This window comes from Leisingera thetidis (assembly GCF_025857195.1).
Taxonomy (GTDB): Bacteria; Pseudomonadota; Alphaproteobacteria; order Rhodobacterales; family Rhodobacteraceae; genus Leisingera; species Leisingera thetidis.
The window spans coordinates 3,802,565-3,817,860 of sequence record NZ_CP109787.1; the positions used below are offsets into that span (position 1 = coordinate 3,802,565).

The 15,296-nt window shown below is 60.7% G+C and carries 14 protein-coding genes and 4 pseudogenes; 8 read left to right on the forward strand and 10 right to left on the reverse strand.

The genetic code is table 11. The features are described 5' to 3' along the window. Positions 1-66: 66 nt before the first annotated feature. The 7 genes and pseudogenes from OKQ63_RS18335 to ampC form a co-directional block, all read right to left on the reverse strand. Positions 67-321, reverse strand: a complete 255-nt coding sequence (locus tag OKQ63_RS18335) for a hypothetical protein (RefSeq protein ID WP_264211461.1) — start codon at positions 319-321, stop codon at positions 67-69. A 247-nt stretch (positions 322-568) separates the two neighbouring features. Continuing rightward, the gene (locus OKQ63_RS18340; protein WP_264211462.1) at positions 569-1,102 is read right to left on the reverse strand and encodes a helix-turn-helix transcriptional regulator; all 534 of its coding nucleotides are present in this window, start codon (positions 1,100-1,102) and stop codon (positions 569-571) included. A gap of 429 nt (positions 1,103-1,531) precedes the next feature. Continuing rightward, positions 1,532-1,894, reverse strand: coding sequence for a hypothetical protein (locus OKQ63_RS18345; RefSeq protein WP_264211463.1), 363 nt, complete (start codon positions 1,892-1,894; stop codon positions 1,532-1,534). A 436-nt stretch (positions 1,895-2,330) separates the two neighbouring features. Beyond that, entirely contained in the window at positions 2,331-2,654 is a 324-nt protein-coding gene (locus tag OKQ63_RS18350) for a LysR substrate-binding domain-containing protein (protein WP_264211464.1), read from the reverse strand. 60 nt (positions 2,655-2,714) lie between these two features. Next, positions 2,715-2,765: pseudogene (locus OKQ63_RS26165) on the reverse strand (hypothetical protein); the annotation flags it as partial. Between the two features lie 177 nt (positions 2,766-2,942). Then, complete coding sequence (locus OKQ63_RS18355; protein ID WP_264211465.1) at positions 2,943-3,269, reverse strand: hypothetical protein; 327 nt, start codon at positions 3,267-3,269, stop codon at positions 2,943-2,945. 61 nt (positions 3,270-3,330) lie between these two features. Further along, positions 3,331-4,404 carry a class C beta-lactamase gene (ampC, locus tag OKQ63_RS18360; RefSeq protein ID WP_264211466.1) on the reverse strand — a complete coding sequence of 358 codons (1,074 nt, stop codon included), beginning with the start codon at positions 4,402-4,404 and terminating at the stop codon, positions 3,331-3,333. Positions 4,405-4,934: 530 nt separating this feature from the next. Here ampC and OKQ63_RS18365 point away from each other — a divergent pair. Continuing rightward, positions 4,935-5,975 (forward strand): IS110 family RNA-guided transposase, encoded by a 1,041-nt coding sequence (locus OKQ63_RS18365; RefSeq protein ID WP_264211467.1) that lies wholly within the window; start codon positions 4,935-4,937, stop codon positions 5,973-5,975. A gap of 491 nt (positions 5,976-6,466) precedes the next feature. Here OKQ63_RS18365 and OKQ63_RS18370 read toward each other — a convergent pair. After that, positions 6,467-7,729 (reverse strand): annotated as a pseudogene (locus tag OKQ63_RS18370) (IS91 family transposase). Between the two features lie 12 nt (positions 7,730-7,741). Next, a pseudogene (locus OKQ63_RS18375) lies at positions 7,742-8,670 on the reverse strand (tyrosine-type recombinase/integrase). 482 nt (positions 8,671-9,152) lie between these two features. Here OKQ63_RS18375 and OKQ63_RS18380 point away from each other — a divergent pair. Genes OKQ63_RS18380 through OKQ63_RS18410 form a run of 7 tightly spaced genes read left to right on the forward strand, consistent with a single transcriptional unit; the run spans position 9,153 to position 14,985 of the window. Then, positions 9,153-10,031: a MurR/RpiR family transcriptional regulator gene (locus OKQ63_RS18380; RefSeq protein WP_264211469.1), complete on the forward strand. Its 879-nt coding sequence runs from the start codon at positions 9,153-9,155 to the stop codon at positions 10,029-10,031. A gap of 30 nt (positions 10,032-10,061) precedes the next feature. After that, a complete protein-coding gene (locus OKQ63_RS18385; protein WP_264211470.1) occupies positions 10,062-10,838 on the forward strand; it encodes an ABC transporter substrate-binding protein in 777 nt (258 codons plus the stop codon). A gap of 42 nt (positions 10,839-10,880) precedes the next feature. After that, positions 10,881-11,588 (forward strand): ABC transporter permease, encoded by a 708-nt coding sequence (locus tag OKQ63_RS18390; RefSeq protein WP_264211471.1) that lies wholly within the window; start codon positions 10,881-10,883, stop codon positions 11,586-11,588. A gap of 1 nt (position 11,589) precedes the next feature. Further along, positions 11,590-12,324, forward strand: a complete 735-nt coding sequence (locus tag OKQ63_RS18395; protein WP_264211472.1) for an ABC transporter permease — start codon at positions 11,590-11,592, stop codon at positions 12,322-12,324. Continuing rightward, a complete protein-coding gene (locus tag OKQ63_RS18400) occupies positions 12,321-13,079 on the forward strand; it encodes an ABC transporter ATP-binding protein (RefSeq protein ID WP_264211473.1) in 759 nt (252 codons plus the stop codon). Before OKQ63_RS18395 ends, OKQ63_RS18400 begins: the two co-directional genes overlap by 4 nt. A 26-nt stretch (positions 13,080-13,105) precedes the next feature. Next, positions 13,106-14,257: an o-succinylbenzoate synthase gene (gene menC, locus OKQ63_RS18405; RefSeq protein WP_264211474.1), complete on the forward strand. Its 1,152-nt coding sequence runs from the start codon at positions 13,106-13,108 to the stop codon at positions 14,255-14,257. Beyond that, positions 14,254-14,985, forward strand: coding sequence for a GNAT family N-acetyltransferase (locus OKQ63_RS18410; RefSeq protein ID WP_264211475.1), 732 nt, complete (start codon positions 14,254-14,256; stop codon positions 14,983-14,985). Before menC ends, OKQ63_RS18410 begins: the two co-directional genes overlap by 4 nt. A 133-nt stretch (positions 14,986-15,118) precedes the next feature. Here the strand turns inward: OKQ63_RS18410 and OKQ63_RS18415 are convergent. Next, positions 15,119-15,280: pseudogene (locus tag OKQ63_RS18415) on the reverse strand (integrase core domain-containing protein); the annotation flags it as partial. Positions 15,281-15,296 lie beyond the last annotated feature (16 nt).

Sequence of the window (15,296 nt, forward strand, 5' to 3'; positions counted from 1 at the left end):
GGAATTCCGCCCAAAAAGGAAACGCCCCCCGGATTGGCGGAGGGCGCGAGCAACGTCCGGCGGCTATTAATCCGGCACGTTAGCTGAATTTCCAGGGTCCTGATCCTGCGGGTGGTCTTCAGAAACATCCGGCCCCTTAATGCACTTAAAGCCATGATAGGTGTGAATGACCCTTTCCGCGCCGTTGCCTTTACCACGGTTGGTGCATTTGGCGATGGCCAGCAGATAGGGATCCTGGCCAACCTTCAAGCCCTTGTCGGCAATTGCCGCGGGTGCGCTGAACCCAATTACAAGCGCCGTAGCAACGAGTAGCTTCTTCATGACAGCCTCCACCAGTTAACGAACTCCGCTACTGAACCAGAATTGCAGCGGCACTGCATCGCTCGCTTGGTCGGCGGTCACACCGTCACGCCTCGCTCGTTTGAGCGGTGTCTTTCTCCGCAACCGGGAAACTTCAGACATGCCTTCCTCATGAGTTGAAAGAAATGCTGCCCGGCTGGAATCAGTCAGCAGGTTTGACAGAATTGCTGCACAGCCAAAGAAAACTGAGCTGATCTGCCAGCTGCGGCTACTGGCCGATGTGGGCCAGCAGCGAGACCAGTTCGGCCTGGCGATGGGTATTGGTTTTCTGAAAAATCGCGCGCAAATGGCTGCGGGCTGTCCAAATCGAAATGTTCAGCTCCCTGGCCGCTTGCTTGAGACTGTTCCCCTGCGCGAGCTCAGCAGCAACAGCTGCTTCGGCCGGTGTCAGATGGAACTCATGCTGCAGCAGTTCCACGCTGGCGTCAGACGGGTTCTCGACTTCCCGGAGATTCAGCAGAGCTGCGGCGCCGCCCAATTTGCTGCGGAACGCAGGAGGCAGCGGAATAACGTCAATGTAGAGAAATTTCTCTTTTGAAACTTGCAGCTTGACCGGGGGCGGCAGCGACTGCCCGGAGGTTTCATCATAGGCTATGCCGGCCCGGATCAGCCGGGACAGTTTTGCGTTCTGCAAGGGATCCCGGACATGGATGTTTTGCCAATTCACCGCCAGCTGGCATGCCGGGCTGCCATTCAGGAAAATGTCCAAGAAGGCAAAATTTCCGGTCTCATCCAACGCCATCAGGCCATGGCTCTTGCCGCCGAGAAGATCGGTCCATTGTTCCAGCCAAACTGACGCCACCGCACAGCCCCCCACCACGTTTCAAAATCACCGTAACTGGCTCGAACTGGCCTCGCAGGTGAAATGCTATAGGGAAACCGCTGCGGCTAAAGATATTTGACGAAGAGATATTTGATCATTGCCCCAAGCGCAGTCAACGGGCAGGTTCATGCGTGTGGCAGCAAAGCCCTGCAATCCATATGCACTTCTTACATATTCCATACTTCATATGCACGGAAATGTAAATCAAGCGAAACAGGCGCTTTTCCGCCAGAATTGCGGGACGAGGCGAATTTATTTTTTAAATTCAATAAGATGAGCAAAAAATCGCGTTCCAGCACAAGAACGGCGGCCTGTCCCGGCCGCCGCTTTGCTTTGTTCCGGATGCCCTCAATCCGGAGCAACACTGCAATCCATTGGCTCGATTTGCCCTTCTGGCAAATGAGCAAAAAACGGGGCGCCCAGCAAATGTCCAACCTCGATGGCATGCTGGCCCTGCCCGCCTTCGGACAATGGCCCATGTTCTTCCTTGGACACGTTGCCGACACCGCGCCGCCCGCCTTCACCCGGATCAGGTGTAAAAAACCCATGGGAAGAAGAGTGCTTCCCCATAATGCCATTCTGCCCCATGTGAGCAGCCAGTTCCCCCCAGCACCTGTTGATTTTTGCCCCAGGACCCGTGAATGCCGCAGTGGCGGTTAAAGACAATGCCGCAGCAGCCGATATAAGCACCCGTTTCAATTTGACCTCCATCTGAATTCGCCCTCAAGGCGAGATGTTAAAACTATCAGTTTTTAGGGTGCCGCCGCATCACTCACTGAAGGGAGTGATTTGCTCCGTGTCCTACCAAAAATGCGTTAGAGACCGGGAAGGGTTACTAGGTTGAAACACACCATCAGGGCCCTGATCTGATGCAGCCCTCTGAGGGTGGTCCTCCTGTTCGCCCAGGACATCATAGTCCTCGGGACTAGTTGGTGGACCACCCTCGGGGGGCTACATCACACCGAACATTGCCGGGACAACAGCGCAACCCCAGTCCCCGTTTCGGCAATGTCCACCATGGCGATGGAGCTGTCAAATATCGGGTCGCACAGGTTCGGGCAGACAGTACCGGCTTTTTCAAGTCATGCGGACACTCATCCGCCCGATAAGAACGCAAGAGAACGTGTCAGTGCAGGTCGGCAGGCTTCTACAGATTTTCTGCAAGCTGCGGAGAGCAAAGCGGCGTCAACGTTGCATCCATACGAGGAACGGCCTCCAGACCGATCCCGCGTCCTGCGCCGAAACGGATTGCCATATGCAAATCTTCCTTGGATATGTCCACCCGGTGGATGTTGGTCCTAATGCGGCGGCCGATCCCCGGATGGGCGATGCAAAAGGCAGCCAAGTGCGGCATCAGCCACCCGACTGCAAAGGTCGTGCCCCCCACATGCAGCGCCTTCTGGTGCCTCCCGTCCAGAAAGTCATCGAAAACCCGGTCGAGGCTGTCGTTGATCCCGGGGAACAGTGCCATGGCCTCATCCGTCAGGAGCAGGCCCCTCGGCGCCCAGGTGAAAAGCTGCACTCCAACCTGGTCTTCCAGCCCTTTGATCTGATGGCTGACGGCTGCCTGGCTGACCCGCAGTTCAACAGCCGCCCGAGTAAAACTCCCCTGCCGTGCGGCGACCTCAAAGGCGCAGGGCGTTCAAGGGCAGATTGGGGCGGTCCAGCGCTGGCATTCCTGACTTCCGGATCGATTGTGCAGACGGCATCAGCCTCGCCTTTCCGATCCGCGACTGCAAGTTGAGAAGCCGCAACGGCATCAGCGGATTTCTTGCGCAGACCGGCTGCAGGAAAAGGGCAGGAATGAACCCGGCGCACCCTCGATGACCATGATCCAGCTGAGCTGATCTGCAACTTCGAATTCGGTATCATTTTCGGGACAAGCCAAAACCCGCGCCTGGCAGCCGCTTGCGATGAACGCTTCGTTTGAAGCCCGAAATTCCGTGCCGAGCTCAGGGCGCCCCGCATCATAGTTGCGCCAAGCCTTTGTGTAGATGCTGCATTTCTCCAAAGACCACGCATCGAGCGCAGCAAGCGGCGGGGCACAAGCCAGCTGCAGGACAAGCCCGAGAAACACTTTTTTCATTCACACACCCCTTTCAAAACCGGCGCCGCCGCTACTTGGTGAAGCGGTGGTACAGTTCACATCACCGCTGATCTGCAAGTATGCGCTGAATGAAGGCGTAGGTCGCCCGGATGCGTGCTTCGTTCGGGATATTCCGGTTTGCCAGAACAACCACCCCCAGATCCTCTCCCGGCAGGAGGGCAACATAGGCGCCGAAACCATTGGTCGATCCGGTCTTGTTGAGGATGACATTCTCTTGCGGCGGCAAAGGCGGATCGAGCTTCTCCATCGGCTGCGGCTTCAGGATATAGGCATAGCTGTTGCCCTTGATCATCTGTTCCATGCTGACCGGCCAGGGATACTGCTCCCAGATCATGTTCTGAACGTAGGCGTCAGTCCGGGCCAGCCCCTGCCGGGTTCTTTCCAGAGCAGAGCTGAGGTCGCCGGAAGCCTCAGCGTGCCCCAAATTGAGGTCCAGAAAACGCATCATGTCGCGCGCACTGGATTTCACGCCATAAGCTTCGTCATCCAGAACCCCGGGATTGACCCGGATAGGAAGGTCCGTCTTGCGGTCGTAGCCATAGGCGTAGCGATCCATATCTTCTTCAGGGACATTCACCCAGGTGTTTTGCAGGCCCATTTCATGAAACAGGTCCTGCTCCACCGTATCCGCATATCCCATACACAAGACATTGGCTGTGATATGCCCCAAGAGACCGATGCTGATATTCGAGTAGCTTCGGGAGCCTGTGTCGCTTGGCTGCCAATCGGCCAGCCACTCCACGAGGCCTTCGGAGCTTGCTACGGTTCCAGGCACCTGCAGGGGCAGCCCTCCGGAGTCGTGGGTTGCGAGATCCATCAGCGACAAGTTCCCGAAAGGGCTGCCCTCAAGGTCCGGCAACCGTTCGGAAACCTGCTCGTTCAGGTCCATATCGCCGCGCGCTTCGGCCAAGGCGGCCAGGCTGACGTTGAACAGTTTGCTCACCGATCCAAGCTCGAAAAGTGTATCCGGGGACACAGCAATATTGCCCTCACGGGAGGCAAGGCCCGCCGCATAATAGTAGGTCTGCCCGCTGTGCGTCACACCGACAACCAGCCCGGGCACGTTGTATTCCTCGATAAGGGAAGCGAAGCTGCTTTCAGCCAGCTCTTGCATTTGTGCGTCGGTCCGGGGCGCGGCGGCAAGCGCGGCTGGGAATGACAGCAGCGTGATTGCTGCGGCTATAAAAAAATTCATGTCTGCCTCATTCTCTGAGCCCTCACTTGGGCTGGAGCGGCTCTACAGGCAGAGAACACACCACTCAAACGAGAAATTGTCGCTCGCGCCATTAGTTTTTCTATACCCATGCTGGCGTTTCGTCTGCATCCGAGATGGGCTTTCGGCAGTGCAGAAGGCAGCCAAGCTTCGGGGGGGCTTGAATGGCGGCTTCCGATGTTGCGAAATGGTTGGCTCGCGCGCGCGGCGAGGGACCGCTTCTCTCCCTTCTTCACAGCGATTCGCGACCGCAGCGGAAACTGAGCACCCGCAGCGAATGGCAGGAAAGTCCCGCGGCGCGGGCTTCCATTGATTTGCCAACCTCGCACATGCGGCGAATGACATGGTGTGTTTGCGGCGGCCGCTCTCCCAGGGCGAACGAGGTCCGATAAGATCGGCCTCAGCAAAACCAGCCGTGAAGGAGAACGACCATGTTGCATTATGTTGGTCTGGACGTGTCCGTCAAATCCGTGTCGATCTGTGTTGTCGATGAAGATGGCGAGGTGCTTGCGCGCGGCGAAACCAGTTCGGATCCGGACGAGATTGCATTGTTCATTTCCGAACATTCCGCCAAGCCCGAGCGGATCGTGCATGAGAGCGGCATCCTGGCCATCTGGCTCTCCCGCGAGCTGGAGAAACGCGGCCTTCCGATCATCTGCATTGATGCCCGTCTGGCGCACAAGGCGCTGTCTGGGCGGATCAACAAGTCCGATACCGGTGATGCCGAAGAGCTGGCGCATCTGGCCCGCACGGGCTGGTTCAGCCGGGTTCACATCAGAAGCGAGGCGTCGGAGCGGGTTCGCGTTCTTATTGGCGCACGGGAGCGCCTGATCAGGATGCGCAAGGACCTTGAAGCGCATGTTCGCGGCGTGCTGAAGATTTTCGGGATCTGCATGGGGCCAGTAGGCCGGGCAGACCTGCGGCAGGGCTTCCGCGACCAGCTCGCAGAGGCAGGCCAGGCCGACCCGGCGTTCGGCCTGATGGCGGATATGTTCATCCCGATCCACAGGGTGCTGTGCGCAGCCGCGGAAGCGATGGACGGCGATCTCAGGCTCATCGCGCGCCAGAGCGGCCTTGCCCGCCGCCTCATGACCGTCCCGGGCGTTGGGCCTGTCGTCGCGCTGTCCTTTATCGCTACCCTCGACAATGCGGAGCGTTTCCGGAGATCGAGGGACGTCGGCGCCTTTCTCGGCCTCACGCCGCGGCGGCACCAATCCGGAGACATGGACTGGTCCGGCCGGATATCAAAATGCGGAGATCGTGATCTGCGAAGACTGCTCTGCTCCGCGGCCACCACCTTGATCACCCAGGTCAGAAAGCCATCACAGCTGCGCGCTTGGGCCAAGAGGCTGCAAGACCGGAAAGGCTTCAAGAAAGCTGCTGTCGCGGCATCCCGAAAACTCGCCGTCGTCATGATGTCCATCTGGCGCGATGGCACGATCTTTGAACCAGAAAGGGAGCTCATTACCTGACAGCCAACTGAGACCCCGCCCACAAGAGACAGGGCGGGTTCAGCGTCCTTCGGGACGGCGGCGGATCAAGCCAGTCATAAGCGGTTGAAGGAGCACGTTGCTCACTTCGCGAATGACATTCTGGCTGGTCAGCTCCCGGACGCCATCAGGAAGCGGAAACACCGACTTCGTAGAGAACCAGGACCCCGAACGGCAATAGAACCCGTGCTTGACGATCCCGCAAACAGAGAACCGGTTCGGTGAAGCTGCAGTGCGGAGCCTGAGGGTTGGGCGAAAGTCCGGTATGGTGAAGGTTTTCTGATGCGGGCTGCGGTGTGAGGGTGCGGCTTGGCGCGACATCGGCCCAAGTTGGAAAGCCTCCCAAGGTGGAAGCCGCGGGGCTCTTGGGGCTGTCTATTGGGAAAGAGCGCTGACGGAGGGGCCTGCGGTTGGAGGCAGCCGGGCCACTGCGGCTGCACGGTGTTCCCAATACCGGGCTGACGGGCGTTTCGTCATGCCGCCTCCTCCCATGGTGGTGCGCGGGACCTGGGATTTTGCCCGCGGCGGAAGATCTCGATGATGTGCATTGTGCCGCCACAGCACGGGCATGGCTCACGCAGGGTGAGCGGGAGGACCTCGGCGGCTTCTGGCGGTTCTTGAGCCGGGCTCATTGCTCCGAGCAGGGCACGGCACCGGGCGATGTTGGCCTTGTGCTGCGCTGAGGCGAGCAAGCCGTAGTGCCGGATGCGGTGGAACCCATCGGGGAGCACGTGGATCAGGAGCCGGCGGATGAACTCGGGCGTGGCCAAACGCATGACCTTCTGCCGGTCGCCGGACTTGATGCGGTAGTCCTGCCAACGGGATGCCACGGTGCCCGCGTCGGCGCTGACGAGGCGGCGGTTCGAGATGGCCACCCTGTGGGTGTACCGGCTGAGATAGGCGAGCACGGCTTCAGGGCCTCCGAAGGGCGGTTTGGCGTCGTGTCAAAGACGCGCCTCCGGCACGATGACCACCCATTCGGACTTGCGCAAAGGAGCCAGCCACCCTGCGCAGGCATCGGCCTGCGCCAGCAGTTCCAGGCCGCCGAATAAGGCCAGTTCCCCGGCGCGGTGAATCGCCATAAGCCCCTCCAGAAACAGCTGCCGGAACAAGCGCGACAGGACCCGCACATGCAGGAAGACCCCAGGCCGGCAGGCGATCCCTCTTGTGCCGCCCGGCAACAGGCCGCCGCCGGGCACGATCATATGGATGTGGGGGTGATGGGTCAGCGCCGATCCCCAGGTATGCAGCACGCTGGCCATGCCCGCCCGTGCGCCAAGGCGCTTGGAGTCCGCAGCGATGGTCATGACCGTTTGTGCCGGCGCCCGGAACAGCAGACCGTAGACCGCCCGCTTGTTCCAGTAGGCGATCCGGGCGATCTCTGCCGGCAGGGTGAAGACCAGGTGGAAATACTCCACGGGCAGCAGATCCTCGGCGCGGGCTTCCATCCAGTCGCGCGCCGCTGGTCCTTGGCACTTCGGGCAGTGCCCCACTCCCGGCAGCATGCTTTGCATGCGCCTGCAGCGCAATGGTGTCTTGCAGGAATTATAGGCGATGTGGCGATGGCCGCGTTCGGCGCGCCCGGCCACATGCCCGCCGAGCGCTTCGGTCCTGCAGGCTTCGATGGCCGCCATCACCTTGAGCTGGGTCAGGCTGGCATGCCCTGCATTGGCCCGCCGCCACGCGGGACCATGGGCACGGAATATATCAGCAATCTCCAGCCCCGGGCGGGACACCTCGGCGCCCCGTCACTTCAGGCTTCTCTTGAATGTCTGATCCTGCAACTGCGCCAGCATCTCGTAGGGGCTGACCGTGTCACGGATAGTCTTGGTGGCGACGTGGGTGTATTGGGCCGTCGTGCTCAGCTTGGCATGGCCGAGCAGCACCTGAATGACCCGGACATCCGCTGCCCGGCAGGCGCATCCGCAGGATGCCGCCGAGAGGGGGTGCCGGCCTCCAGCAGATGAGTCGCAAAGCTGTGCCGCAGGGCATGCAGAGAGGCGGCCTTTTTGATGCTGGCCAAGTTCTTCGCTGACGTGAGGGCGCGGTTCAGCTGCCGCGGCGAGATCGGATTGATCTTCGGCTTGCCCGAGAACAGCCAGCCTTCCGGCCGCGCTTCGCGCCAGTAGTCGCGCAGCAAGCTCAGAAGCCCGGGTGACAGCATCACGTTCCGGTCCTTCCGCCCTTTGCCCTGTTCGACGTGGATCAGCATCCGGTCGCTGTCGATACCGCCGATCTTGAGGTTGCAGACCTCGGCGGCCCGCAGCCCCGCGCCGTAGGAGATGCTGAGCGCGGCACGGTATTTGTGCCCGGGCCCCGGCGCCGCCATCAGGATGTCCGATATCTCTTCCACGCTGAAGACAACAGGCAACTTCCTGGGCTGGGTGCGGAACTGCATGTAGCGCTTCATCTCCTCGCACCCGCAAGTCATACCGAAGAAGAACCTGAGCGCCACGATCCGGGCGTTGAAAGTCGCCGGCGCTACCCCTGAATCCGTCATGTGCAGTTGATAGGCGCGGAGTTCCTTCGGTGTGGCGGTATCCGGCGGGTGCCCGAGGAAAATGGCAAGATCCTTGATTGCCCGGATATGCGCTTTCTGCGCCTTGGCGCCCATCCCGCGGATGCGCATGTCCTCGATCATCCGCTCTCGAAGCGGAGTCGATCTCTCCTCTGCCATGGGAGCCTCCTGTCTGATGATTGAGAAGGCCTCAATCGTCAGGCAGAAATGCCGTTTCCCAAATGCACCACTGTCAGAATCCTCGCTGAACACCAGTCACCCGCGCCAATGCCGCGGAGCGGCTTTGTCCATGGGCCGGTTGCGTCAGGCTCGGTGGTTTGGGCGGCTCGCAGGCTTTCGCAGCGCTGATAACCAACGTCTGCTGTTAGAAAGCTGCTTGCTTTACGCCAGAAGGGCAGTCGGGACCGCAACGGGCTCCAAAAACGTCCCAAATAACGCAACAGAACCGAGTACGGAAACGGCACCGTCGCTGCGCCTGGCTGCAGAACACCAGAGAATCTGGTCCGACAAGATTGAAAATTTTCAACGACTTACCCGAATGCTTTCGAAACATTATGCAAGTTTATTGACATAAATTGAATAAATGATAGCTTTCTTGCAAATCGACTTTACGGCTCATCACCATCGCAAGGTCCGCTATTTTGCCCACCCCTGTCCGCTCCAAACTGACCCATGCCCTCGAAACCGGTTCGAAAGCCGAGCGGGCGATTGCCAATTACATGCTGAGCGCATTAGAGCAGGTGCCGTTCGAGACCGCAGCAAGCCTAGCCGCAATAGTCGGTGTGAGCGAAGCCACCGTCGGCCGCTTCTGCCGCGGCATCGGCTACGCCAGCTTCAAGGACCTGAAGGAACATCTGAAGGACGATTTGGGCGACCACCCCTGGCTGGTCAGCGACCGGCTGAATGAACTGCGGGAAACCGCCCGCGATGACGAAGGCCATCTTTCTCAAGGGATGGAACTGGAAATCGCGGCAGTCGTGCGGATCTATGAATATGCCCGGTCCCCCGAATGGCAGAATGTTGTTGCCAGGCTGGCCAGAAGACAACACGTTTATGTGGCCGGTTTCCAGACCGAGCGCGGGCTTGCCCAGTATTTTGCCAACCAGATGCAATACCTTCGCGACCAGGTAACCCTGATTGACCTGGCGGGAGGGAACTTTGCCGAAATACTGGCCTCCGACCGGGAGGCTTGTCTGGTGATCTTTGAGGCCCGCCGCTATTCCCGGTTGGCCAAGCTTCTGGCTCGCGACGCGAAGAACTTCGGCATTCCGGTGACCTTGATCACTGACGTGTTCTGCGATTGGGGCCGCGAAGCCGCCGACGAGGTATTTGCCGTGCCGACCCAATTCAATCAGTTCTGGGATTCCACGGCGCAGATGGCAAGCCTGTCCAATCTCATCATCAACGGCGTGTGCATGGAACTGGGACCCCAGGTCGAAGAACGCCTGAACCGGATTGCCGGACTTTACGGCCGCTTCACCGGCCATGTCGGCGATCCAGTCGCCGCCATCGAAAAATAAGCAGAACTTGGGAACGACAGGAGGACCCCCATGACACTGAAGACGACACTGACCCTCGCCCTGGCGTCCGCCGCGATGGCCGTCGGCACAGCCTCGGCGGACGGGCTGCGGCTGGGCACCGAGGGCGCCTACCCGCCGTTCAACTACATCGAATCCGACGGCAAGATTGCCGGCTTCGATGTTGAGATCGGTCTGGAGCTGTGCAAGCGCATCGGCGAGGAATGCACAGTGGTGGCGCAGGATTGGGACGGCATCATCCCCGGTCTTCTGGCCGACAAGTATGACTTCATCATCGCCTCGATGTTCATCACCGAAGAGCGCAAGAAGCAGGTCGATTTCACCGATCCCTATTACTTGGCCGCGATGACCCATGTTATGCCGAAAGGCTCTGAAGTCACCGAATTCACCAACGATGCGCTGTCCGGCATGGTGATCGGCGCGCAATCGGGCACCACCCAGGCCGATTACATCGAAGCCGCATATCCCGATGCCGACATCCGCCTCTATCCGACCCAGGACGAGGTGAACCTCGACATGGCCTCGGGCCGCATCGACCTGCAGGTCGGGGACATGCTGCCGATGCTGGACTGGACCACCAAGAGCAACGACGGCAGCTGCTGCGAACTGGCGGGCGAGCCGATCACTGATCCGGCCTTTGTCGGAGACGGTGTCGGCATTGCCGTGCGCCAGGAGGATGACCCGCTGCGCGAGAAGCTGAATGCCGCCTTGGCGGAGATCCGCGCCGACGGCACCTACAAGGCGATCAACGACAAGTATTTCGACATCGATGTCTACACGATGAAGTAACCGGGGCGCCTGCCTGGTCCCTCCAGCCTGAAAAGGTCATCCATGTTTGAACTGTTCTCATACGGTGATGCCGGCTGGGGGGACGAAATCCTGCAGGGGCTGGCGATCACGGTGCAGCTGGCCATCGCCACCCTGCCCGTCGGCCTGTGCCTTGGCTTTCTGGCCGCCTTTGCCTCGATGTCCCGTGCGCGGCCGCTGCGGTTTCTGGGGGTCGGCTATACCACCATCATGCGCGGCCTGCCCGAGATCCTGACGCTGTTTGTGGTCTACAATGGCGCCGGCTTGCTGATCAATGCGGCCCTGCGGTGGTGGGCACCGGAGGCCTCTCCCATCGGCTTCAGCCCGTTTGCAGCTGGTGTGGTGGCGCTCGGCATGGTGTTCGGTGCCTTTGCAGGCGAAGTCCTGCGCGGCGCGTTCCAGTCGCTGGACCAGGGCCAGGTGGAAGCGGGGCGGGCCATCGGCATGACCGGCCGCCAGATCTTTCTGCGTATCCAGCTGCCGCAGGTCTGGCGCTTTGCCCTGCCGGGGCTGGGCAACCTGTGGATCAACATGCTGAAGGATACCGCGCTGGTTTCGGTCATTGCGCTGGATGATCTGATGCGGATGACCAAGGTGGCCGTGGGCGTGACCAAACAGCCCTTTACCTTCTACCTGCTGGCCTGCCTGATCTACTGGGCAATGTGCGTTCTGTCCGAATTGGTGCTGGCGCAGATGGAACGCCGCGCCAACCGCGGCATCCGGAGGGCCTGAGATGAACCCCCTGGAAATACTTGCGCAATACTGGCCCCGGCTAATGGACGGCACCCTGATGACGATCAAACTGACGCTGCTAGGCGCGCTGATCGCCGCGGTTGTGTCCCCGGCCTTTGCGCTGGTCCGTGTCCATGCGGCACCAATGGCACAGGCGCCGCTGCGGATCTATGTGTCGTTCATGCGCGGCACTCCGATCCTGGCGCAGCTGTTCCTGATCTTCTATGGGTCCGGCCAGTTCCGGCCGCTGCTGCAGGACTGGGGGCTGTGGAGCTTCTTCCGCGACCCGTTCAACTGCGCGCTGCTGGCCTTTGCGCTGAACTCCACCGCCTATCAGACCGAAATCCTGCGCGGCGGCATCCTAGGCGTGCCCCGCGGCGAGATCGAAGCCGCCAGGGCCATCGGCCTCAGCCGGTTCAAGACGCTGCGCCGGGTGGTGTTCCCGCATGCCTACCGCATCGCCTGGCCTGCTCTCGGCAACGAGGTGATCCTGCTGATGAAGGCCAGCGCCCTGGCCAGCGTCGTCACCGTTTTTGACCTGATGGGCCGCACCCGGCAGGTGTTTTCCCGCACCTTCGACTTCTCGGTCTATCTCTGGGCCGCGCTGATCTACCTCTGCATCACCGCGATCTTTGTCCTGCTCTGGCGGCAGGCCGAACGCCGCCTTAGCCGCCACATCGACGTCCGGCACCCCGTCCCAGCCGCCGTCCAGCCCCTGAAGGAGACACGGGCATGAGCGCTCCGGATACCATTCTGAAAGCCGAAGGCATCCACAAATCTTTTGGCAATCTCGAGGTTTTGAAAGGGATCTCTCTGGAAGCCAGGAACCATGACGTGATCTCGATCCTCGGGTCTTCCGGCTCGGGCAAGTCGACCTTCCTGCGCTGCCTGAATTTTCTGGAGACACCGACCTCGGGCAAGGTGACCGTGCACGGCGAAGAGATCCTGGTGAGGAACGGCAAGCCGCGGAACGCGCGCCACATCGAGGCAATCCGTGCCCGGCTGGGCATGGTCTTTCAGCAGTTCAACCTGTGGACCCACCGCACGGTGCTGGAAAACGTGATGGAAGGACCGGTCCAGGTCAAGGGCGAGAGCAAGGCTGAAGCCCGCGACCGCGCCGAAATGCTGCTGAGGCGGGTTGGCTTGCAGGAGCGGATGCAGATGTACCCCGCACAGCTGTCCGGCGGCCAGCAGCAGCGCGTGGCGATCGCCCGCGCCCTGGCGATGGAGCCCGACGCGATCCTGTTCGACGAGCCGACTTCGGCGCTCGACCCGGAGCTGGTGGGCGAGGTTCTGAAGGTGATGCAGGATCTTGCCGCCGAGGGACGCACGATGATCGTCGTCACCCACGAGATGGGCTTTGCCCGCGAGGTGTCCTCTGAGGTGGTCTTTCTGCACGAGGGCCGCATCGCTGAGCAAGGCCCGCCCGAAGAGATGTTCACCAATCCCAAAACAGAAGAATTCCGCCGGTTCATCGCCAAGGCGATGTAATCCCGGCCCTTATTCAGGTTTCAGATATGTCCAGTGACGCCCCCATTTCTCCCGCCCCGCTGCACCAGGGCATCCGCATCGAGAGCGCCGAGCTGCGCATCGTCAGTCTGCCACTGCTGACCCCCTTCGTGATTTCCTCTGGCACCATGACCGCCAAGACCTTTCCGCTGCTGGTGCTGAAGGGCGAAGGGATCGAAGGCGTGGCCGAAGCGGTGATGGACCCGGCGCCGGATTACCTGGAGGAGACCATTTCCGGCGCGATGACTTTTTTGCGCGAAGTGCTGCTGCCACAGATCGTCGGCAAGCGCTTTGCCTCGCCCTATGATCTGCAGCCGGTCCTGTCGCCCTGGCGAGGCAACCGCATGGCCAAGGCGGTGGTCGAGATGGCGTTCTGGGACCTCTGGGCAAAAAGCCTCGGCTTGCCTTTGCAGGCGGCTTTGGGTGGCACCGGCGATCATGTCGACGTCGGCGTGAGCCTAGGCATCGCGCCGGTGGAGACCACGCTGGAGCGGGTCGGCGCGGCGCTGGAGCAAGGCTACAAGCGCACCAAGCTGAAGATCGCGCAGGGCCACGATGTCGGTATCGTCGAGGCGGTGCGGGCCGAATACCCTGACATCAAGCTGACCGTCGATGCCAACACCGACTACGGGCTGGCGGATCTTCCGGTTCTGCAGGCGCTGGACGGCTTCCAGCTGGATTACATCGAACAGCCGCTGGCCCATGACGACATTCACGATCACGCCAAGATGCAGCGCCAGCTGAGAACCGCGATCTGCCTCGATGAAAGCATCCGCAGCGCCGGCGATGCGCGCAAGGCGCTGGAAACCGGCGCCGCGCGGGTCATCAACATCAAGGTCGGCCGCGTCGGCGGCTTTGCCGAGGCGCGCGCCATCCACGACACCTGCGCCGCCTTCGGCGTGCCGGTCTGGTGCGGCGGCATGCTGGAAAGCGGCATTGGCCGGGCGCACAACATCCACCTGGCAACGCTCGCCAATTTTACTAAGCCCGGCGACACCTCCAGCGCCAGCCGCTATTTCGACCGCGACATCACCAACGAAGCGCTCGAGGCGCACAATGGCGAAATGCCGGTGCCCAGACAGGGGCCGGGCATAGGAGTAACTCTGGACCGGGACTACCTCAGGTCTGTCACGGATCACGCCGAGGAAATAACCGCATGAACATGGTGAACTCTGGCCTGGTTCTGCGCGAACTGCACGGCGTGGCCGAACTGAAGCACGCGGAGTGGCTTCAGAAAGAGGTCTGGGGCAAGGACGACCCGCCGGACAACTCTGATCTGATGCTGGCGATCCAGCACGAAGGCGGGCTTGTCGCGGGTGCCTTCAAGGATGGGCGCATGCTGGGGTTCCTATTCGGGTTTCCGACCAGCCAGCCGCATATCCAGCATTCGCACCGGCTGGCCGTGCATCCCGACAGCCGGGGCCTTGGCCTGGGGATGAGGCTGAAATGGTTCCAGCGCGACTGGTGCCTGGAACGCGGCATCACACTGGTGCGCTGGACGTTCGATCCGCTGCGCCGTATCAACGCCGGGCTGAATATCGCCCGCCTGGGCGGTTCAGCCAGCACCTATTACGAAGATTATTACGGCGAAATGGCAGGCATAAATGCTGGTGTTCCCTCGGACCGCCTTCTGGTCGACTGGAACCTCACTGCTCCCCGCGTTGACGCACAGGCAAAAGGTCGGAAAACTGTCACTCCCTACGCGGCAGAAGAAACCATGACAGTAGAAGTTCCCAAAAACCTGGACAGGCTGCTGGTTTCAGATCTTGACGCAGCAATTTCCGAGCGGCTTCGTGTGCGGGAAGAAATGACTTCAGCCTTCGCGAAGGGATACAAAGTCGATGGATTCGACGTCGAGACCTGCTGTTATCTTTTGACCAAGCCCTAACAGGCCGCTGAAGAAGTCGGCTCTCGACGCGGTCTGAGGAACATGCTTCAATCTGAGCACAATTTCGGCAGGGGTGATAATGCGCGGGACGGACGCTAATCCCCTCATTTTTACGGGGGCTTGGTCGTAGAATTTACGCGGCCATCTTCAGCTTCTGGGCGAGGGTCATCCCGCCATTGCCCATATTGGGGCGCTCATTGTTGCAGGACCACAGCCATGCGGTGGCAATCTGCTGCACCGCGTCGATGCTTTCGAAGATGTAGAGGTCGAGCCACTCATACCGGACCGTCCGGTTATCCATTTGTTCAGTG

What these genes read in the sequence shown, in the direction of transcription:
- OKQ63_RS18335 (WP_264211461.1), bottom strand. Translation starts at nt 321, where the DNA reads ATGAAGAAGCTACTCGTTGCTACGGCGCTTGTAATTGGGTTCAGCGCA.
- OKQ63_RS18340 (WP_264211462.1), bottom strand. Translation starts at nt 1,102, where the DNA reads ATGGCGTTGGATGAGACCGGAAATTTTGCCTTCTTGGACATTTTCCTG.
- OKQ63_RS18345 (WP_264211463.1), bottom strand. Translation starts at nt 1,894, where the DNA reads ATGGAGGTCAAATTGAAACGGGTGCTTATATCGGCTGCTGCGGCATTG.
- OKQ63_RS18350 (WP_264211464.1), bottom strand. Translation starts at nt 2,654, where the DNA reads ATGGCACTGTTCCCCGGGATCAACGACAGCCTCGACCGGGTTTTCGAT.
- OKQ63_RS18355 (WP_264211465.1), bottom strand. Translation starts at nt 3,269, where the DNA reads ATGAAAAAAGTGTTTCTCGGGCTTGTCCTGCAGCTGGCTTGTGCCCCG.
- ampC (WP_264211466.1), bottom strand. Translation starts at nt 4,404, where the DNA reads ATGCAAGAGCTGGCTGAAAGCAGCTTCGCTTCCCTTATCGAGGAATAC.
- OKQ63_RS18365 (WP_264211467.1), top strand. Translation starts at nt 4,935, where the DNA reads ATGTTGCATTATGTTGGTCTGGACGTGTCCGTCAAATCCGTGTCGATC.
- OKQ63_RS18385 (WP_264211470.1), top strand. Translation starts at nt 10,062, where the DNA reads ATGACACTGAAGACGACACTGACCCTCGCCCTGGCGTCCGCCGCGATG.
- OKQ63_RS18390 (WP_264211471.1), top strand. Translation starts at nt 10,881, where the DNA reads ATGTTTGAACTGTTCTCATACGGTGATGCCGGCTGGGGGGACGAAATC.
- OKQ63_RS18395 (WP_264211472.1), top strand. Translation starts at nt 11,590, where the DNA reads ATGAACCCCCTGGAAATACTTGCGCAATACTGGCCCCGGCTAATGGAC.
- OKQ63_RS18400 (WP_264211473.1), top strand. Translation starts at nt 12,321, where the DNA reads ATGAGCGCTCCGGATACCATTCTGAAAGCCGAAGGCATCCACAAATCT.
- menC (WP_264211474.1), top strand. Translation starts at nt 13,106, where the DNA reads ATGTCCAGTGACGCCCCCATTTCTCCCGCCCCGCTGCACCAGGGCATC.
- OKQ63_RS18410 (WP_264211475.1), top strand. Translation starts at nt 14,254, where the DNA reads ATGAACATGGTGAACTCTGGCCTGGTTCTGCGCGAACTGCACGGCGTG.